At 65.4% G+C, this 19,952-nt stretch carries 17 protein-coding genes and 2 tRNA genes; 11 read left to right on the forward strand and 8 right to left on the reverse strand.

The genetic code is table 11. From position 1 onward, the window contains the following. Positions 1-2 precede the first annotated feature (2 nt). Positions 3-1,496, forward strand: coding sequence for a CoA-acylating methylmalonate-semialdehyde dehydrogenase (locus ACWW36_RS27870; protein ID WP_456139150.1), 1,494 nt, complete (start codon positions 3-5; stop codon positions 1,494-1,496). Positions 1,497-1,523: 27 nt separating this feature from the next. Next, complete coding sequence (locus tag ACWW36_RS27875; protein WP_456139151.1) at positions 1,524-2,621, forward strand: Gfo/Idh/MocA family protein; 1,098 nt, start codon at positions 1,524-1,526, stop codon at positions 2,619-2,621. Between the two features lie 92 nt (positions 2,622-2,713). Here the strand turns inward: ACWW36_RS27875 and ACWW36_RS27880 are convergent, their stop codons facing one another. Next, positions 2,714-4,891, reverse strand: coding sequence for a glutamine synthetase III family protein (locus tag ACWW36_RS27880; protein ID WP_456139152.1), 2,178 nt, complete (start codon positions 4,889-4,891; stop codon positions 2,714-2,716). Positions 4,892-5,054: 163 nt separating this feature from the next. Between ACWW36_RS27880 and ACWW36_RS27885 the strand changes: the two genes are divergently transcribed. The 6 genes from ACWW36_RS27885 to ACWW36_RS27910 all read left to right on the forward strand — a co-directional run bounded on the left by ACWW36_RS27885 (position 5,055) and on the right by ACWW36_RS27910 (position 11,111). Further along, a complete protein-coding gene (locus ACWW36_RS27885) occupies positions 5,055-7,388 on the forward strand; it encodes an FdhF/YdeP family oxidoreductase (protein ID WP_456139153.1) in 2,334 nt (777 codons plus the stop codon). Further along, positions 7,376-8,203: a formate dehydrogenase accessory sulfurtransferase FdhD gene (gene fdhD / locus ACWW36_RS27890; protein ID WP_456139154.1), complete on the forward strand. Its 828-nt coding sequence runs from the start codon at positions 7,376-7,378 to the stop codon at positions 8,201-8,203. Before ACWW36_RS27885 ends, fdhD begins: the two co-directional genes overlap by 13 nt. Further along, positions 8,203-9,195: an alpha/beta fold hydrolase gene (locus ACWW36_RS27895; RefSeq protein ID WP_456139155.1), complete on the forward strand. Its 993-nt coding sequence runs from the start codon at positions 8,203-8,205 to the stop codon at positions 9,193-9,195. Before fdhD ends, ACWW36_RS27895 begins: the two co-directional genes overlap by 1 nt. An 86-nt stretch (positions 9,196-9,281) precedes the next feature. Then, the gene (locus ACWW36_RS27900) at positions 9,282-10,589 is read left to right on the forward strand and encodes a nucleotide disphospho-sugar-binding domain-containing protein (protein ID WP_456139156.1); all 1,308 of its coding nucleotides are present in this window, start codon (positions 9,282-9,284) and stop codon (positions 10,587-10,589) included. A 49-nt stretch (positions 10,590-10,638) separates the two neighbouring features. After that, positions 10,639-10,842: a hypothetical protein gene (locus ACWW36_RS27905; protein WP_456139157.1), complete on the forward strand. Its 204-nt coding sequence runs from the start codon at positions 10,639-10,641 to the stop codon at positions 10,840-10,842. A gap of 83 nt (positions 10,843-10,925) precedes the next feature. Beyond that, positions 10,926-11,111, forward strand: coding sequence for a hypothetical protein (locus ACWW36_RS27910; RefSeq protein ID WP_456139158.1), 186 nt, complete (start codon positions 10,926-10,928; stop codon positions 11,109-11,111). 3 nt (positions 11,112-11,114) lie between these two features. Here ACWW36_RS27910 and clpX read toward each other — a convergent pair whose 3' ends face one another. Further along, positions 11,115-12,395 carry an ATP-dependent Clp protease ATP-binding subunit ClpX gene (gene clpX, locus ACWW36_RS27915; RefSeq protein WP_456139159.1) on the reverse strand — a complete coding sequence of 427 codons (1,281 nt, stop codon included), beginning with the start codon at positions 12,393-12,395 and terminating at the stop codon, positions 11,115-11,117. Between the two features lie 279 nt (positions 12,396-12,674). Here clpX and mmuM point away from each other — a divergent pair, with 279 nt between their 5' ends. Continuing rightward, on the forward strand, positions 12,675-13,556 hold the full coding sequence (gene mmuM / locus ACWW36_RS27920) for a homocysteine S-methyltransferase (protein WP_456142650.1): 882 nt from the start codon (positions 12,675-12,677) through the stop codon (positions 13,554-13,556). A 45-nt stretch (positions 13,557-13,601) separates the two neighbouring features. Here mmuM and clpP2 read toward each other — a convergent pair whose 3' ends face one another. The 4 genes from clpP2 to ACWW36_RS27940 form a co-directional block, all read right to left on the reverse strand. Beyond that, positions 13,602-14,249, reverse strand: a complete 648-nt coding sequence (clpP2, locus tag ACWW36_RS27925) for an ATP-dependent CLP protease proteolytic subunit ClpP2 (RefSeq protein ID WP_456139160.1) — start codon at positions 14,247-14,249, stop codon at positions 13,602-13,604. After that, entirely contained in the window at positions 14,246-14,881 is a 636-nt protein-coding gene (locus ACWW36_RS27930) for an ATP-dependent Clp protease proteolytic subunit (RefSeq protein WP_456142651.1), read from the reverse strand. Before ACWW36_RS27930 ends, clpP2 begins: the two co-directional genes overlap by 4 nt. 74 nt (positions 14,882-14,955) lie before the next feature. Further along, entirely contained in the window at positions 14,956-16,326 is a 1,371-nt protein-coding gene (gene tig / locus ACWW36_RS27935) for a trigger factor (RefSeq protein WP_456139161.1), read from the reverse strand. A gap of 41 nt (positions 16,327-16,367) precedes the next feature. Next, a tRNA-Pro gene (locus ACWW36_RS27940) sits at positions 16,368-16,441 on the reverse strand. 126 nt (positions 16,442-16,567) lie between these two features. Between ACWW36_RS27940 and ACWW36_RS27945 the strand changes: the two genes are divergently transcribed. Then, positions 16,568-16,638 (forward strand) — tRNA-Gly (locus ACWW36_RS27945). A 23-nt stretch (positions 16,639-16,661) separates the two neighbouring features. Here the strand turns inward: ACWW36_RS27945 and ACWW36_RS27950 are convergent. Continuing rightward, complete coding sequence (locus tag ACWW36_RS27950) at positions 16,662-17,699, reverse strand: tetratricopeptide repeat protein (RefSeq protein ID WP_456139162.1); 1,038 nt, start codon at positions 17,697-17,699, stop codon at positions 16,662-16,664. A gap of 24 nt (positions 17,700-17,723) precedes the next feature. Further along, positions 17,724-18,572 carry a glycoside hydrolase family 16 protein gene (locus ACWW36_RS27955; RefSeq protein WP_456139163.1) on the reverse strand — a complete coding sequence of 283 codons (849 nt, stop codon included), beginning with the start codon at positions 18,570-18,572 and terminating at the stop codon, positions 17,724-17,726. A gap of 208 nt (positions 18,573-18,780) precedes the next feature. Between ACWW36_RS27955 and ACWW36_RS27960 the strand changes: the two genes are divergently transcribed. Further along, positions 18,781-19,950 carry a serine hydrolase domain-containing protein gene (locus ACWW36_RS27960; protein WP_456142652.1) on the forward strand — a complete coding sequence of 390 codons (1,170 nt, stop codon included), beginning with the start codon at positions 18,781-18,783 and terminating at the stop codon, positions 19,948-19,950. Positions 19,951-19,952 lie beyond the last annotated feature (2 nt).

A 19,952-nucleotide genomic window follows, 5' to 3' on the forward strand; every position in this document is an offset into this window, starting at 1 on the left:
TTATGAGCAAGACCATTCCGCATTGGACCAACAACAAGCCCTACCAGGGCACCGGCAGCCGCACACAGCCGGTGACGAATCCGGCCACCGGTCAGATCACCGGCGAGGTGGCGCTGAGTAGCGAACAAGACGCCCGCGCAATCATCGATGCCGCCGCGGCGGCGTTCCCGGCATGGCGAGACACCTCGCTGACCAAGCGCACCGCGATCCTGTTCAACTTCCGCGAGCTGTTGAATGCGCGCAAGGGTGAACTGGCGAAGATCATCACCAGCGAGCACGGCAAGGTCGTCTCTGATGCGCTGGGCGAGGTGAGCCGCGGCCAGGAGGTCGTCGAATTCGCCTGCGGTATACCGCATCTACTCAAGGGCGGCTTCACCGAGAACGCCTCGACAAAGGTCGACGTGTACTCCATCCGCCAGCCGCTCGGGCCCGTCGGCATCATCAGCCCGTTCAACTTCCCGGCCATGGTGCCGATGTGGTTCTTCCCCATCGCGATCGCGACGGGCAACACCGTCGTGCTCAAACCGTCGGAAAAGGATCCATCGGCGTCGCTGTGGATGGCCGAGCTGTGGGCCGAAGCCGGTCTGCCCCCAGGCGTGTTCAACGTGCTGCAGGGCGACAAGACCGCGGTCGACGAGCTGCTCACTAACCCCAAGATCAAATCGGTGTCGTTCGTGGGGTCCACGCCGATCGCCCAGTACGTCTACCAGACCGGCACGTCGCACAGTAAGCGTGTGCAGGCCCTCGGCGGCGCGAAGAACCACGCGGTGATACTGCCCGACGCCGATCTAGATCTGGCCGCCGACGCGATGGTCAACGCCGGCTTCGGCTCGGCCGGTGAACGCTGCATGGCAATTTCCGCCTGCGTGGCCGTCGGCCCGATCGCCGACGATCTGGTGGCCAAGATCGCCGAGCGCGCCCGCGGCATCAAGACCGGCGACGGCACCGGTGACGCCGACATGGGCCCACTGGTCACCAAGGCCCACCGCGACAAGGTCGCGTCCTACATCGACGCCGGCGAGACGGACGGCGCCAAGATCGTCGTCGACGGGCGGGGCGTTAAAGCCGACGGTGGGCAGGACGGCTTCTGGCTTGGGCCGACGCTGATCGACCACGTCACGCCGGAGATGAGCGTCTACACCGACGAGATTTTCGGGCCCGTGCTGTCGGTGGTGCGCGTCGAGTCCTACGACGAGGCGCTCGACCTGATCAATTCGAACCCGTACGGCAACGGCACGGCGATCTTCACCAACGACGGCGGCGCCGCCCGGCGTTTCCAGAACGAGGTCGAGGTCGGCATGGTCGGCATCAACGTGCCGATCCCTGTGCCGATGGCCTACTACAGCTTCGGCGGCTGGAAGAACTCGCTGTTCGGCGATGCCCACGCACACGGCACCGAAGGCGTGCAGTTCTACACCCGCGGCAAGGCCATCACGAGCCGCTGGCTCGACCCCAGCCACGGCGGCATCGAACTGGGCTTCCCCCAAAACAAGTAAGCACCACCTCCGCGATAGAAACAGAGCATGAGCATTTCGCGGCTGGAAGCGGGCATGGTCGGTGGCGGCCCCGGTGCGATGATCGGCGCCGCCCACCGCCACGCGATGTGGCTGGACAACCAATACGTGCTCGCCGCAGGCGTTTTCGCGCGTGACCGTCGAGCGTCGGCCGAGTTCGCGGCAAGCCTCGGCGTCGAGCGCGTCTACGACGACTATCGGCAGATGGCCCAGCAGGAAGCCGGACGCCTCGACGTCGTCGCGGTGGTCACGCCGAACGACACCCACTTCGAGATCGCGAAAGCCTTCCTCGAAAACGGCATCGCGGTGGTGTGCGAGAAGCCGCTGACGAACGACTCGCAGACCGCGGCCGAACTCGTTGCAGTCGCCGAGAAGTCAGGCGCCATACTCGCTGTGCCCCATATCTATTCGGCCTACGCGATGGTCCGCCACGCCGCACGCATGGTCCGCAACGGCGACCTGGGCCGGATCCGGTTCGTCGCGGTCGAATTTCCCTCCGGTTGGGCGTCGGCCCCGCTCGAACAATGGCGCATGGACCCGAATATCGGCGGCGCCGCAAGCGCGGTCGGCGACGTCGGCATTCACGCGTTTCACCTGTTGCGCTACATCACGGGTTTGGAGGCCACCCGCATCTCGGCGGAACTGAGCACGCTGGTGCCGGGACGACGCGTGTTCGACAACGCGACCATCCGCCTCACGCTGTCCAACGGCGCCCCGGCGACCCTGTGGGCGACCATGGCGGCCACCGGCCACGAGCACGGTCTGACGATCCGGGTGTTCGGCGACGACGCCAGCCTGCACTGGCGCCAGGAGGATCCCCACCACCTGACGGTGCGTGATCCCGACGGTGGCGCGACGATTCTCGCCCAGGGCATGACAAGTCTGTCCGACGACGCCAAGCGGCTCACCCGGGTCGGGCTCGGCCATCCCGAGGGATTCATCGAGGCGTTCGCGAACTTCTACCTCGACCTCGCCGAGATCCTGCGCGGCCAAAAGGCGCGCGATCTGTCCATCCCCACCGGCGTCGACGGCCTCATCGGTGTGCGGTTCGTCGAGGCCGCCATCGCCTCGAATGCCGACGACGCGGCCTGGGTCGCGCTCCCGTAGTCACGGCCGCCGAGTGCGGGGGTTGCGGTTTACCAGTGCAGGCAATGTTGCCGGCACGCCCCCCACACTCGGCGACCCGCCAGAGAAGCTCGTCAGAGGATGTAGAGCATCTCCTGGTACGTGGGTAGAGGCCAGAGGTCGTCGGCGACAAGGCTTTCCAGCGTGTCCGCGGCCGCTCGCACCGCTGCCATGGCCGGAAGTAACTCATCACGGGCGTGTTCGGCCTCGGCGTGGGCGCTCGACGCCGAATGGTCTTCGAGCGCCTTCTTCAGATCCGCCAGCGCACTGGTCAACTCCGCGATCGGGGCCGACACCTCCTCGAGCAGCGCGGTGCTCGGCTCCACACCCGCCGCTTTGAGCGTGGCGATGTTGGCGGCCACTTCGGTCTGGTAGCGCATCGCCGCGGGCAGGATCACCGTCGAACCCAGCTCCACGGTCAGCTTCGCCTCGACGTTGATCGTGAGGGCATACTGCTCGAGGCCGACTTCGTAGCGGCTGTGCATCTCCTTGTCGTTGAAGACCTTGTATTTCTCGAAGAGCGCCAACGACTCCGGCTTGATCAGCTCGGGCAGCGCGTCCAGCGTCGTCTTCAGGTTCGGCAGCCCGCGTGCGGCCGCCTCGACCTGCCACTCCTCCGAGTATCCGTCGCCGTTGAACACCACCGCACCGTGCTCGGTGATGATGTCGGTGAGCAGCTGTTGCACCGCCTCGTCGAAGTCCTCCCCGTCGGCGACGGCCTTCTCGAGGATGGTGGCGATGTAGTCGAACGACTCCGCCATGATCGTGTTGAGCATGACCATCGGGACCGCCACCGTCTGCCCCGAACCCGGCGCGCGGAACTCGAACCGGTTGCCGGTGAAGGCGAACGGACTGGTGCGGTTGCGGTCGCCCGGATCGGTCGGCAGGTGGGGCAGCGTATCGACACCAATGATCATGGTGCCCTTGCCCTTCGACGACGTCGCGGCGCCCTTGGCGATCTGTTCGAACACGTCGGCCAGCTGGTCGCCGAGGAATATCGAGATGATCGCCGGCGGAGCCTCGTTGGCGCCGAGCCGGTGGTCGTTGGTCGCCGACGCCACCGAAACGCGAAGAAGCCCGCCGTATTTGTGCACGGCGCGGATCACCGCGGCGCAGAACACCAGGAATTGCGCGTTCTCGTGCGGGGTGTCGCCGGGGACCAGCAGGCTGCCCAGTTCGGCGTTGCCCATCGAGAAGTTCACGTGCTTGCCCGACCCGTTGACACCGGCGAATGGCTTCTCGTGGAACAGGCACTCCATGCCGTGCTTCTTGGCCAGCGTCTTGAACGTCGTCATCAGAAGCTGCTGATGGTCCGAGGCGATGTTGGCCCGCTCGAACATCGGCGCCACCTCGAACTGTGCGGGCGCGACCTCGTTGTGCCTTGTCTTGGCCGGAATGCCGAGCTTGAACAGCTCGCGCTCGGTGTCCATCATGAAACCCAGCACCCGTTCGGGCACCGCGCCGAAGTAATGGTCGTCGAATTCCTGGCCCTTCGGCGGCTTGGCGCCGAACAGCGTGCGCCCGGCGTTCAGCAGATCGGGCCGCGCCAAGAAGAAGTGCCGGTCGACCAGGAAGTACTCCTGCTCGGGTCCGCAGAACGACACCACCTTCTCGTGGTTGGTGTGGCCGAACAGCTTCAGAATGCGTTCGGCGTGTTCACCCATGGCCTGCTGGCTGCGCAGCAGCGGGGTCTTGTGGTCCAGCGCTTCACCCGTCATCGACACGAAAACCGTTGGGATGCACAGGGTATTGCCGTTCGGATTCTCCAGGATGTACGCGGGGCTCGTGACGTCCCAGCCGGTGTAGCCACGGGCTTCGAACGTGTTGCGCAGGCCGCCGCTGGGGAAGCTGGATGCGTCGGGCTCACCCTGGATCAGTGTCTTTCCAGCGAATTCGGCCAGGGTGGCGCCGTCGGAAACGGGCTCGAGGAAGCTGTCGTGCTTCTCGGCAGTCAGGCCGGTCAGCGGGTAGAAGACGTGGGCGTAGTGCGTCGCCCCCTTCTCGAGCGCCCAGTCCTTCATCGCCGCGGCGACTGAGTCGGCGATCGACGGGTCGAGTTTGGCGCCCTTGTCGATGGTCGCCACGACGGACTTGTACACCGATTTCGGCAGCCGCCCCCGCATCTCGGCCTTGGTGAAGACGTTCGAACCGAAGATTTCACCGGGTTCCTCTCCGGCTACGAAGCTGATCGCCGGTGGCACATAGCCCTCGACATTGTTGATCGCCTGCAGCCGGACCGCATTTCCGCTCAATTGAGTTCCTATCAGTGCGCGCGCCCGCAACCTTTGCGGACCTTGACCGGCCAACCGTAGGGACACTCGATGGCAAACTTGTTACGCGGTCGTCAACGCCAGAATGCGTTTGCTGTGGGGATAGGTCGTGCAGATCATCGGACCGCCGACCTAGGCTGAATACATGCGGCTCGGTACCAGGCGCGACGTCACCCGCGACATCGACGTCGCCTATGACGAACATCCAATAGTTGCCACCGGCCCCGAACATGAAGCGGCCGGCATGAAAGCCGTGATGGTGTCGCTGCAGCGGGCGTTGCAGTCCATGGGGGCCGTACGCACCGCGGCCGCCCTGGCCCGGCTCAACCAGCGCAAAGGCTTCGACTGCCCGGGTTGCGCGTGGCCGGAGGAACCCGGCGGCCGCAAGTTCGCGGAGTTCTGCGAGAACGGCGCCAAGGCCGTCGCCGAGGAGGCCACCAAGCGCGTCGTCACCGGTGAGTTCTTCGCGCGCCACTCGATCGCCGACCTCGAGGGCCGGCCGGAGTATTGGCTGTCCCAGCAGGGCCGGCTCACCGAACCGGTGGTGCTACGCCCGGGCGACGACCACTACCGGCCGATCAGTTGGGACGACGCGTACCGGTTGATCGCCGACCACCTCCGTGCACTGGATAGTCCCAACGAGGCGGTGTTCTACACGTCGGGCCGCACCAGCAACGAAGCGGCGTTTCTGTACCAGTTGTTGGTGCGCAGCTTCGGCACCAACAACCTGCCGGACTGTTCCAACATGTGCCACGAGTCCTCGGGCACCGCGCTGATCGAGGCGATCGGCATCGGCAAGGGCTCGGTGACCGTCGAGGACGTCACCAAGGCCGACCTGATCGTGATCGCCGGCCAGAACCCCGGCACCAACCATCCGCGGATGCTGTCGGTGCTGGAGAAGGCGAAGGCCAACGGCGCCAAGGTCATCGCGGTCAACCCGCTGCCCGAAGCAGGGCTGATCCGCTTCAAGGACCCGCAGAAGGTGCACGGCGTCATCGGCGACGGCATCCCGATCGCCGACGAGTTCGTGCAGATTCGGCTCGGCGGTGACATGGCGTTGTTCGCCGGGCTGGGCCGGCTGCTACTGGAGGCCGATGATGCGGCTCCGGGCACGGTGGTCGATCGCGACTTCATCGCCGACCATTGCGCGAACTTCGCCGAATACGAAGCCCGCACCCGCGCCGTCGACATCGACACCGTGCTGGAGGCCACCGGCATCGATCGGGCGCAGCTCGAGCTCGTGGCGAAGATGATGGCCGCCTCCGAGCGCACGGTCGTGTGCTGGGCGATGGGGCTGACGCAACATCGTCATGCGGTGCCGATGATTTCCGAGATCGCCAACGTGCTGCTGATGCGCGGCATGATCGGCAAGCCCGGCGCGGGACTGTGTCCGGTACGCGGTCACTCCAACGTGCAAGGCGACCGCACGATGGGCATCTGGGAGAAGATGCCCGAAAAGTTCTTGGCCGCATTGGATTCCCGGTTCGGCATCGTCAGCCCGCGCGACCACGGCGTCGACACCGTCGACGCGATCAGAGCGATGCGTGACGGGCGGGCGAAGGTGTTCATGGGCATGGGCGGCAACTTCGCGATGGCCACACCGGACACCGCCGTCACCGAGGCTGCGCTGCGCAGTTGCGCGCTCACGGTTCAGGTGTCCACCAAGCTCAACCGCAGCCATGTGGTGCACGGCGCGACGGCGCTGATCCTGCCGTCGCTGGGTCGTACCGACCGCGACGTTCAGAGCGGTGTGAAACAGCAGGTGTCGGTTGAGGATTCGATGTCGATGGTGCACCTGTCCAGGGGCAGCCTGCGGCCGCCGAGCGACCAGGTGCGCAGCGAGGTCGCGATCGTCTGCCAGCTGGCGCGTACCCTGCTCGGGCCGGATCACCCGGTGCCGTGGGAACAGTTCAACAACGACTACGACACCATCCGCGACGCGATCGCGGCAGTGGTGCCGGGTTGCGAGGACTACAACCGCAAGGTGCGCGCACCCGACGGTTTCCAGCTGCCCCACGGCCCACGCGATTCCCGTGAATTCCCCACCAGCACAGGCAAAGCCAATTTCTCGGTCAACGAGCTGGAGTGGGTGCCGGTGCCGCAGGGGCGGCTGGTGCTGCAGACGCTGCGCAGCCACGATCAGTACAACACCACGATCTACGGGCTCGACGACCGCTACCGGGGTGTCAAGGGTGGCCGCAGGGTGGTGTTCGTCAACCCGGCGGACATCGAGCGGTTCGGGCTGAAGGACGGCGACCGCGTCGACCTGGTTTCGGAGTTCACCGGCGCCGACGGCAATGTCCAGGAGCGCCACGCCAAGGACTTCATGGTGGTCGCGTACTCGACTCCGGTCGGCAATGCGGCAGCCTACTATCCGGAGACCAATTCCCTTGTGCCGCTGGACCACACTGCGGCGAGATCCAACACACCGGTGTCGAAGGCGATCGTCGTCAGGCTGGAGCCGACGTGGGGCGGGTAACAGCACGCCGCCGGGTGCAGCATGTGACCGCCGACGACGCGGTCGCACGGCCGGAGACGCTCGTCGTCGAGGAGCCGTTGGAAATCCGGGTCAATGGCAGCCCCATAACCGTCACCATGCGTACCCCTGGGTCGGATATCGAACTGGCGCAAGGCTTTTTGCTGACCGAAGGAGTGATCAGCCGCCGCGACGACGTGCTTACTGTGCGCTATTGCAAGGGCACAGGCCCTGACAACGTCAACACCTACAACGTGCTCGACGTGACACTGGCGCCCGACGTCCAGCTGCCCGACGTGGATGTCACCCGCAACTTCTACACCACCTCGTCATGCGGGGTCTGCGGCAAGGCGTCACTGGAGGCGGTGCGGCTGATCAGCCGCCACTGCCCCGGCGACGACCCGTCGACGGTGGCCGCAGAGACCCTGTCGGCGATGCCGGGGAAGCTGCGTGACGCGCAGAAGGTGTTCGCCAGCACCGGCGGCTTGCACGGCGCAGCGCTGTTCGGCGTCGACGGCGACACGCTGGCCGTCCGCGAAGACATCGGCCGTCACAACGCCGTCGACAAGGTCATCGGCTGGGCTTTGGAAGCCGGCCGCATCCCGCTCGCCTCGACCGTGCTGCTTGTCAGCGGGCGCGCGTCGTTCGAACTCACGCAGAAGGCAGTAATGGCGGGCATCCCGGTGCTGGCCGCCGTATCGGCGCCGTCGTCCCTTGCCGTCGATCTGGCCAGCCAGTCCGGCCTCACACTGGTGGCGTTTCTGCGGGGCGAGTCGATGAACGTCTACACCCGCCCTGACCGCATCAAGCGGTCGTAGTGAGGCGCCCCGGACGTACACCGCCGTTTCGCACGGACACCGGCGCCATCCTGCCTGGGAGCATCGCCGAGATCGGCTATCGCCGGCTCGGTGGCGTCGACCAGTGGGTCATGGTGCGGGGCAAGAACATTGACAACCCCGTGCTCATCCATCTCCACGGCGGTCCAGGCTTTTCCGAGACAGGTCTGCTACGCCATTTCAACGCCGATCTCGAGGAGAGTTTCACGGTCGTCTACTGGGACCAGCGGGGGGCGGGCAAGTCATTCTCACGCGACATTCCGAAGAACTCGATGACGGTCGAGCAGTTCCTTGCCGATCTGGACGAACTCGTCGACGCAGTATGCGAACGCACCGGAAAACAGAAGGTCACGATCTTCGGGCATTCGTGGGGGTCCGTACTCGGCGTGCTCTACGCCACCCGGTTTCCCGGCATGGTGGCCGCGTACGTCGGCAACGGCCAGATCGGCAACTGGGCCGAGGCGGAATCGGCGTCATACGCGTTTGCGCTCGCCGAGGCGTCGCGTCGGGACAACCAAAAGGCCTTGAAGGAACTCCGAGCGATCGGGCCGCCCCCGTACCCCGCGTCCGCCGTGTTCAAGGAACGCACGTGGCTGCAACGATTCGAAGGCCAACTGAAGCCTCGAGCCTTGTGGAGGTTCGGCAGGATCGCGCTCGGTGGGACAGAATCATCGGTCTTCGATCTGCCGAATCAGCTACGCGGCTTCCGGTTTTCGATGGATGCGATGTGGCCCGAGGTCTCTGCGCTCGACCTGTCGACGGCTGCACCGGTGTTGCAGATGCCCGTCTTCTTCTTCATCGGGCGCCGAGATCACTGGGTGCCGCCCGAGACCACCGTTGCTTACTTCGATGCCCTGACGGCGCCGTCGAAACGGCTCGTCTGGTTCGAGGAGTCCGGGCATGAAGCCTTCATGGACGAACCGGCGAAGTTCAACCGGACGATGCTCGATATGGTCCGCCCGGCCGTCATTTGAGCGCGCAGGCTCTCTGCCTGCAATCTCCATCCAATCTCCACACAACCTCCAAGCTCGCGCCGTGGCGGTGGCTGAGCATCGACGTCATGCCAGAAATTCTGATTGCGTCGCTGTCGCCGGTCGGCCACATCGGACCACTGCTCAACGTCGCGCAAGGCTTGGTGAGCCGCGGGGACCGCGTCACCGTGCTGAGTTCGGCCGAGCACGCCGCGAGGATCCGTGCCGTCGGGGCGACCCCCCACGCGATACCCGCCGAGGCCGACTTCGACCTCACCCGCCTCGACATCGACCTGCCCGGCCGCGCCGACACGTCGGGCATCAAGCGGGTGAACTTCGACATCGTGAGGCTGTTCGTGCAGCCGATGCCGCATCAGGCTCGGGTGCTGTCGGAATTGATGGCGCAAACCAAGTTCGACGCGATCATCGTGGACGCGGGCTTCTTCGGGATCTTGCCGTTCCTGCTCGGCGATCCGACCGCTCGCCCGCCGGTGCTGGCCTACACCACCACGCCGCTGATGATCAGCAGCCGCGACACCGCCCCGAGCGGCATGGGCCTGCCGCCGTCGTCGACTCCGCTCGGGCGGCTGCGCAACCGCACACTGAACCTGTTGTCGCAGAAGGTGTTGCTGCGGCAATCACAGAACGCGGCCAACTATCTTCTTGACCGGATGAACAGCCGCCCGCTGCCGATGTTCATCCTGGACTCCGGCCTGCTAGCCGACCGCTACATCGCACCGACCGTGCCCGAGTTCGACTATCCACGCAGCGATCTGCCAGCCCATGTGCGTTATGTCGGCGCGGTGCACCCGGCACCGTCGCGAGGTTTCCGCCCGCCGCAGTGGTGGCCGGAGCTCGACGGTGGTCGGCCGGTCGTGCACGTCACCCAGGGCACGATCGACAACGCCGATCTGGGCAGGCTGCTCGAGCCGACCATCGAGGCGCTCGGCGGCGAGGACGTCGTTGTGGTCGCCACGACGGGCGGCCGCGACGTGTCGCATCTGCGGATGCCGCTGCCGATGAATACCTATGTCGCCGAGTACATCCCGCATGAGGTGCTGCTGCCGAAGGTCGACGTCATGGTTACCAACGGCGGCTACGGGGCGGTGCAGCGGGCGCTGTCGACCGGCGTTCCGCTAGTGGTGGCGGGTAACACCGAAGACAAACCGGAGGTGGCCGCGCGGGTCGCCTGGACCGGCGCAGGCGTCAACCTGAGGACGGCCACACCGACGCCGGGGGCCGTGCGCGCGGCGGTGCGCGAGGTGCTGAGTAATGGCGCCTATCTGCGCCGCGCCCGCGAACTCGAGGCGGCCTTCGCCCGTCGAGACGGCGTCGCCGAGATCGCGGCGTTGGTCGATGAAGTGGTCAGCGAACGCCGCGGCGTTGTGCGGCGATGACCAAACCAAACACCGCACTGATTCGTTTACCCAGTAGGAGGTGGACAACGTGGCCGAGAAAAATGAGACGTGCGGCGTCTACACGCTGTCGTGGCGGTCTCGTGGCGAATCCCGACTGGCGTGTCACTGGACCTACTGCCTGTCATCGGATGAGATGCGGGCTGCCATGACCCGGACCGATGACGAGGGCGCACCGATCGTCATCAGGTCGATGGGTTGGCTGTCGGTTGACGACATGCTCATCGCCAGCTGATGTCGCACACGTATGGATGACCCGACAAAGTCGCGTAGTCGGCTACTCGTGTGTGCGGGCGGCCTTCGGAGAACGCTTGAGCCATGATCACCGAGCTGCAGTTCGTCGCGATAACGGCCTTTTTGATCTGGGGCCTGGTCAGCTCGGTGTGCGGGCTGTTCCAGCAGCCACAGGAGCCACAGCAGCACCGGCAGGACAGTCACGATGCGGAAGCGGAAGTCGATACCGCAGGTGATATCACCGCCCAGAGGCGGCTGGAGGCGAGCTGAGAACTAAGCGCTCTTGTCGCGGCGCTCGCTGCGCTGCGGCTTGCGAGGCACGATCGTCGGAAGCACGTTGTCCTCGACGGTCTCCTTGGTGACGACGACCTTGGCGACGTCGTCGCGGCTGGGGATGTCGTACATCACCGGCAGCAGCACTTCCTCCATGATGGCGCGCAGCCCGCGGGCGCCGGTGCCACGGTGGATGGCCTGATCGGCGATGGACTCCAGCGCGTCGGTGGTGAATTCCAGTTCGACGCCGTCCATCTCGAACAGCCGTGTGTACTGCTTGACCAAAGCGTTCTTCGGCTTGGACAGGATCTGCACCAGCGAGTCCTTGTCCAGGTTCGTCACCGACGCCACGACTGGCAGCCGGCCGATGAACTCGGGGATCAGCCCGAACTTGATCAGGTCTTCTGGCATGACCTCGGCGAAGTGGTCCTGGGTGTCGATCTCGGCCTTGGAGTGCACCTCGGCGCCGAAGCCCAGCCCGCGCTTGCCGACTCGGTCCGAAACGATCTTCTCCAGACCGGCGAACGCACCCGCGACGATGAACAGCACGTTGGTGGTGTCGATCTGGATGAATTCCTGATGCGGATGCTTGCGGCCGCCCTGCGGAGGCACCGACGCCTGCGTCCCCTCGAGGATCTTCAACAAAGCTTGCTGGACGCCCTCACCGGAGACGTCGCGAGTGATCGACGGGTTCTCGCTCTTGCGGGCGATCTTGTCGACCTCGTCGATGTAGATGATGCCGGTCTCGGCGCGCTTCACGTCGTAGTCGGCGGCTTGGATCAGCTTGAGCAGAATGTTCTCGACGTCCTCGCCGACGTAGCCGGCCTCCGTCAGCGCCGTTGCGTCGGCGATCGCGAATGGGACGTTGAGCATCTTGGCCAACGTCTGCGCGAGATAGGTCTTGCCGCAGCCGGTGGGACCCAGCATCAAGATGTTCGACTTCGACAGCTCGACCGGCTCGGCGCGCGAATCGCGCATCTTCTCGCCGGCTTGGATGCGCTTGTAGTGGTTGTAGACGGCCACGGCCAAAGTCCGCTTGGCGGTGTCCTGACCGATGACGTAGCCCTCGAGGAATTCGCGAATTTCGGCGGGCTTGGGCAGCTCGTCGAGTTTGACGTCGTCGGCGTCGGCCAGTTCTTCTTCGATGATCTCGTTGCACAGATCTATGCACTCATCGCAGATATAAACGCCGGGCCCGGCAATGAGCTTTTTCACCTGCTTTTGACTCTTGCCGCAGAACGAGCACTTCAGCAGGTCACCGCCGTCTCCAATGCGCGCCATTGTGGTGGAGTCCTACTTCCTGTTCGCAGTCGGTGTGAAACGTGTCGTGCGGGTCGCTCGGGCCCTCTTTGGGTCGTTGGTCCCGACGCTACCCGTATGTTCCGGCGCGGTGCGACCGATAAAGGCGAATCGCGTCGGTGGTATTTATATGTGTTCGCAGAACATATCGCCTGACTCGCCCTGTGACCCCCCGGAACCCGCCACTGTGTCCCTGGCGTGTCGCCGCCGTTATCGGACCGAGAGGCCGCCCCCGTTTGTGGCCGTAGAGTTTGCGACGTGGTGTTCGCTGCGCCCCACGATACCGTGCTGATCTCCGACGGCGGGCTGGCGACCGAATTAGAGGCCCGTGGTCACGACCTGTCCGACCATCTGTGGTCGGCCCGGCTGCTGGTGGATGCGCCGCAGGAGATTGTGGCCGTACACAGCGCGTTCTTCCGGGCAGGCGCATCCTTCGCCACGACCGCGAGCTATCAGGCCTCGTTCGACGGTTTCGCTTCACGCGGAATCGACCGCCCGCGGGCCGCGCGTCTTCTGCGCCGCAGCGTCGAGCTGGCGCAGCTCGCCCGCGACGAGGTCGGCGGTCGACGGTGGGTGGCGGCGTCGGTCGGGCCGTACGGCGCGGCGCTGGCTGACGGGTCGGAGTACCGCGGTCGTTACGGCCTATCGGTTGCACAGCTCGCCGAGTGGCATCGACCGCGGCTGGAGATCCTGGCCGACGCGGGAGCCGATGTGCTGGCTCTGGAAACGGTTCCCGATGTCGACGAGGCGGAGGCGCTCGTCGGCTTGGTGCACGAGCTTGGGGTTTCGGCGTGGCTGTCCTACACGATTGCCGGGACGACGACGCGGGCCGGCCAGCCGTTGAGCGACGCGTTCGCCGTCGCGGCCGGGGTGCCGGAAATCGTTGCGGTGGGCGTGAATTGCTGCGCTCCGGACGATGTGCTGGCGGCGATACGCATCGCACGTGATGTCACGGACAAGCCGGTGATCGTCTATCCCAACAGCGGCGAGGGATGGGACGCACAGCGCCGCCAGTGGGTGGGGGCGTCACACTTCTCGGCCCTGCTCGCGCCTCAGTGGGTCGCCGAGGGTGCACGCATCGTCGGTGGATGCTGCCGCGTGCGGCCGAGCGACATCGCCGATATCGCACGCGCAGTCGGGTGACACCCTTTCCGCGGCCGTCACCATATGTTGACGACCGCCGGGCGACTATGCCGTCTGGGCAGACAGCTTGCGATACTCCAGCACCGTGTCGATGATCCCGTAGTCCTTGGCCTCTGCGGCCGTCAGGATCTTGTCGCGGTCAGTGTCCTTGCGGATCACCGCGGCGTCCTTGCCGGTGTGGTGGGCCAGCGTCGTCTCCATCAGGGTCCGCATCCGCTCGACCTCTTTGGCCTGGATCTCGAGGTCGGAGAACTGGCCCTGGATCACACCGGACAGCGCAGGCTGATGGATCAGCACGCGCGCGTTGGGCAGCGCGAGGCGCTTACCCGGGGAGCCCGCAGCGAGCAGCACCGCGGCGGCCGACGCGGCCTGGCCGAGGCACACCGTCTGGATGTCGGCGCGCACGTACTGCATGGTGTCGTAGATCGCCATCAACGAGGTGAACGAGCCACCCGGTGAATTGATGTACATGGTGATGTCGCGGTCGGGATCCAGCGACTCCAGCACCAGCAGCTGGGCCATGATGTCGTTGGCCGACGCGTCGTCGACCTGCACGCCGAGGAAGATGATGCGTTCCTCGAACAGCTTGTTGTACGGGTTGGATTCCTTGACGCCGAAGCTCGAGTGCTCGATGAACGACGGCAGGATGTAACGCGCCTGCGGCTGCAGCCGGGGATCGGTGTAATCGGTCATGATGGCGAAACTCCGTTGATGTGGGCGCTGGTGATGATGTGGTCGACGAACCCGTAGTCCAGAGCCTCCGGCGCGGTGAACCACCGGTCGCGGTCGGAGTCGGTCTCGATGCGTTCCAGCGTCTGGCCGGTGAACTCGGCGTTGAGCCGGAACATTTCCTTCTTGATGACCGTGAATTGCTCGGCCTGAATCGCGATGTCCGCCGCCGAGCCGGTCACGCCGCCGAGCGGCTGGTGCATCAGGATCCGGGCGTGCGGCAGGGCGTAGCGCTTGCCCTTGGTTCCGGCGGCCAACAGGAACTGCCCCATCGACGCGGCCATGCCCATCGCATAGGTGGCGATATCGCATGGCGCGAGAACCATCGTGTCGTAGATGGCCATGCCCGCGCTGATCGATCCGCCAGGCGAGTTGATGTAGAGGTTGATGTCCTTGGTGGGATCCTCGGCGGCCAGCAGCAGAATCTGCGCGCACAGCCGGTTGGCGATGTCGTCGTCCACCTGAGACCCGAGGAAGATGATGCGCTCGGACAGCAACCGCTCATAAACCGAGTCGACAAGGTTGAGGCCCTGCGAGGCGCCACGCATGTCAGTCACGACTGGATACCTGCTTTCTTCGTAAGTCTCGGGACGCAGTGTCCGTCTTCAAATGACACTAACCAACCCGCGGCGGCGCACACTCCCTAGACGGCGCCCGTTCGCTCTCAGCGTCACTCGGTGTCGTCGGACGCCTCGTCAGGAGCATCGGCGCCCTGGTTGTCCGAGGGGCCGAAGAACTCCGTGGTGTCGATCACGTTGCCGTCGGTATCGGTGACGGTGGCGCCGTGCACCACGGCCGCGACCGTGAGGCCACGCCGCACGTCGGCGAACATCGCTGGCAGCTGGTTGTTCTGCTGCAGGAACTGCAGCAGCTGCTGCGGTTCCATTCCGTACTGCCGCGCCATCAACACCAGCCGCTCGGTGAGGTCGGTCTGCCCCACCTGGATGTCGAGTTTGTCGGCGATCGCGTCCATCAGCAGCTGCGTCTTGACGGCCTTCTCCGCGTTGGAGCGGTTGTCGGCGTCGAATTCCTCGCGGCTGCTGCCTTGCTCCTTGAGCGCCTCTTCGAACCGCTTTTCGTCGTGTTCGAGGCTGTGGATCGCGTTGTGCAGGGTGTCGTCGACCTGGGCCTGCACGATCTTCTCCGGCATCGGCACGTCGACCTGCTCGAGCAGCACTTCCAGTGCCTTGTCACGGATCTGCTCGGCCTGCTGGATGCGCTTGACACGCTTCACCTGCTCGGTGAGGTTGGCCTTGAGCTCGTCGATGGTGTCGAATTCGCTTGCCAATTGGGCAAACTCGTCGTCGGGCTCGGGCAGCTCGCGTTCTTTCACCGACTTGACGGTGACGGTCACCTGCGCCTCCTTGCCGGCGTGGTCACCGGCGGCCAGCGTGGTGGTGAAGACGCGGCTCTCCCCCTCTTTGAGGCCAACGATCGCGTCGTCGAGACCCTCGATCAGCTGACCGGAGCCGACCTCATGCGAAAGCCCTTCGGTCTTGGCCTCGGGCACGTCCTCGCCGTCGACGGTGGCCGACAGGTCGATCGACACGAAGTCACCGGTCTGCGCCGCACGGTCGACGCCGGTGAGCGTGCCGAAGCGGGCGCGGAGGTTTTGAAGCTCGGTGTCGACCTCGTCGTCGCTGACCTCGATCGGGTCGACGGTGATCTTCAAGCCCTCCAGATCGGGAAGCTCAATCTCGGGCCGGACGTCGACCTCCGCGGTGAACGTCAGATCCTGGCCGTACTCCTTGTTGGTGATCTCGATCTCGGGCTGTCCGAGCGGCTTGACGTCCGACGTCGTCACCGCCTCGCTGTAGCGGCCGGGCACCGCGTCGCCGATCACCTGATCGAACATCGCCTGCTTGTCGACGCGGGCTTCGAGAAGCTTCACGGGCACCTTGCCGGGCCGAAAGCCTGGCATGCGGATCTGCTTGGCCATCTGCTTGAAGGCCGTGTCGATGTCGGGTTGCAGCTCGGTGAAGGGCACCTCCACGTTGATGCGAACCCGGGTCGGGCTCAACTGCTCGACGGTGCTCTTCACGCTCGTGCTCCTTAGTGTCTGTCGTAGGGATGCGTTCTGAGTCGGGGTGACAGGATTTGAACCTGCGGCCTTCCGCTCCCAAAGCGGATGCGCTACCAAGCTGCGCTACACCCCGGTCTGCCGCTCTTCGCGCACGCGCTCATCGCCGCATTGACCACCGGCGATACTACGGCCTGATCACACAATGCTTTAAATTGGATTTGCTTCAGGGGGCGCCGGTACAGTCTCCTGTGCTCCACATGCGGGCGTAGCTCAATGGTAGAGCCCTAGTCTTCCAAACTAGCTACGCGGGTTCGATTCCCGTCGCCCGCTCTGAACAGGCGCTTCTGCGCGCATCAATTCTTGTCGAACCGCGGTGCGACCCAGGACACGAGGCCCAAGATCGCAAGGACGCCCAACAGGACCCAGAAGTTGACCGGTGCTCCCAGCGCGACAGTGCCCAACAGGCCCATCACCACGACGCCCATCCCGAGCTCGATCTTCAGCCACCGGGATTCGCGTCGCCGCAGAAGCGGTGCCCAGAGATTGCGCGGCATACTGCGGGCCAACCACACGAACATGGCGAGCAAGACGATGCAACCGATACCGGCGACGACGCGCGTCCCCGAAGTCGTTGTCGCACCGTGATTTTTCTCCTCGATCCTCAATGAAATCCAGAGTGCGAGCCAGGCCGCGATAGTCGACAAGCCCAGCCACATACGCACCGTGGCGGTGATGTTCTTGCGGGCCTCATCGCCAAGGTGGGGATCCATCTGTGCGGCTCGCCGAAACCCGGCGATCGCGCCGGCCAGGTTCCTGCTGTTCGCCCGGTTCACCGCGATGTTGGCCAGCGCCTGGGCATGTCCGGGTTCCAGCCGCAGCGCCTCCTCGTGTTCGGCCGTCGACTCCGCCCGTCGGCCCAGCATGCCGAGGATCGCGCCCCTCAGGTCGTGGGCATTGGCATTGGCCGGCGCCAGGCGCACAGCCTCGGTGGCCACTGGAAGTGCCTCCGCGGCAAGGCCCGCATTCGCTAGGAGCCGGGCGTACTCGGAGTGCATCGTGTGATCGAGCGGGGCAATCTCGACTGCCCGTCGCGCCCATGACAACGCCTCCCGCCGGCGCCCCAGCGCATCGAGGACCGACGCGAAGACCCGCATCGGATACGCCGCTTCGGGTGTCAGGGCAAGCGCGTCTCGGGCGCTGCGCTCTGCGGCGTCATTGTCGCCGGCCAGGTGCTGGGCACGAGCCAACTCAGTCAACAGCCCCGCATTGTGCGGGTCAGTTGTCAGCGCCGAGCGCAGTACTTCCTCAGCGCGACGGTAGTTCCGAGTGTGCATATAGCTGCGGGCCACTTCGACCGCGCGTGCGCTGTCCATCCCCGGGTCTGAGGTCATCGAAACTCCCCCTCGCCGGGTGTCTTACCAGACGCGCACCCAATCGATCAGCATGTCCGCGGGATAGGTCCCTCCGCGCGGATCGCCGCCGCCGGAACCCGCGACGGCCAGATCCAAGACCGGGGACAGCTGATAGCCCGGGTCGTTGAACTGCCAACTCGGCAGTGAGTGCGCGGGAACGCTGAAGTACGGCTGCGCGCCGTCGGTGTAGTCCTTCCAGAAGCGCATACCGGCGTCGTCCCATTGGACCCGCCAGGTATGCCATCCGCTGTCCACCGAGATCGTCTGGCTCGAGTGCTCTCCGCCGTTCAGCTTCGCGTGGACGGCGGTTCCCGGAGCCCAGTTGCCGTTGCCGTACCACTCCATGATGTCGACTTCGCCGCCGTTGACCGGGTTGTCGTTGGACAGGTACCAGGCGGGCCAACAGCCGGGAGTCAGACAGTTCAGCTTGATCCGGGCTTCCCACGTGTGGCCGATGCCGCCCCACCACTTGCTGAAGATCTTGCCGCTGTAATAGGTGTCGCCGTCTTTCGCGGCGTGGAAGACGAGGTTCGAGTTGCCGTCGAGGTACACGTTTCGCCGGTCGTCGCGGTACTGCCCGACGTTTTCGGGTAGCTCCCAGAACGTCGGGTCCTGCATCGGCTCGCGAGCCTTCGCCACCAACCACTTCGACGCATCGGGGGCCGAGCCGGCCGGGCCGTTGAAGTCGTCCTGGAAGACGTAGTTCACAGACGAACCACCGGGCGGCGGTGCAGATGGCGCCGACCCCCGACCGTCAAGCACGTCCGCTTGGGCTCCGGGGGCACGGACCGCCGCTGCCAGCAGACCCATCCCCGTCATCAACATCACATTGCGCCGATTCACGTCAGCCATACCTCGGATGTAACCATGCGGCCGGCGGTGCCGTCACCGCGACCGAACCGCAGCCAGACTGAGTCCGTCCTGCAGTCGTGCACCAGCGCAAGCAAACGTACGGTTAGCCGACAGGCCGTACCAGGGATAGTCCGGTATAAAGCTTCCAGCTAGCTAACGCGGCTTCCGTCGACAGGAGTATCGGTTGAGGCACCACCCGGGCGTCACGATCCATGGATTGTGCGCCGACGGGTTCGACAGGGTGCGCGACGCGTTCCTGTCCAACTTCACCGACCGCGACGAGATCGGGGCCGCGGTCGCGGTGTGGGTCGAAGGCGATCTCGTCGTCAACATGTGGGGCGGCACAGCCGACGCCGCCAAGCGCCGACCCTGGCGTGAAGACACGCTGGCCAGCATCTTCTCCGGCACGAAAGGTCTGACGAGCACCTGCGTGCATCTGCTCGCCGACCGTGGAGAGCTCGACCTGCAGGCACCGGTTGCCCGCTACTGGCCGGAGTTCGGGCAGGCAGGCAAGCAAGACATCACGGTCGCGATGGTGATGGCGCATCGCTCCGGTGTGATCGGGCCCCGCACCCGCCTGCACTGGGCCGACGCCTCCGACTGGGACGGGGTGTGCCGGCACATCGCGGCCGCCGAGCCGTGGTGGGCCCCCGGCACCGCGCAGGGCTATCACATGGTGACGTTCGGTTTCATCCTCGGCGAGGTGGTCCGCCGCGTCACCGGCCGCACCCTCGGGCAGTATCTGCGGACCGAGATCGCTGAGCCGCTCGGTATCGACGTCCACATCGGCTTGCCGCGCTCAGAGCACCGTCGGTGCGCCGAGATGGTGAACAAACCCCACATCCGCGACGTGCTAGCCGCGGGCGAGGCTCCCGGTTACCCAGATTCGCTCGACGAACATCCGATGGCCGGTTTGTCGGTGGCGATGGGCTTCGTGCCCGACGACGAGCTCGGGTCCAACGCGCTCGAGGTGTGGCGTGAGAGCGAATTCCCTTCCACCAACGCGCATGTGACCGCGCTCGGTATGGCGACGTTCTACAACGCACTCGCACAGGAGAAGCTGCTGTCGCGCGATCACATGGAACTGGTGCGCGTCTCGCAAGGAGGTTTCGACACCGACGTCGTGCTCGGTCCGCGGGTCGCCGATCACGGCTGGGGCCTGGGCTACATGCTGAACCAGCGTGGGGTCGCCGGGCCGAACCCACGCACGTTCGGTCACGGCGGCTCGGGTGGATCGTTCGCGTTCGTCGACCTCGAGCACCGCATCGGCTACGCGTACGTGATGAATTATTTCGACGCGACCAAGTGCAATGCCGACCCGCGCAGTGTCGTGCTGTCCGACGAGGTCTACTCCGCTCTCGGCGTAACTCCGCGCTGACT

This window comes from Mycobacterium sp. MMS18-G62 (assembly GCF_053877835.1).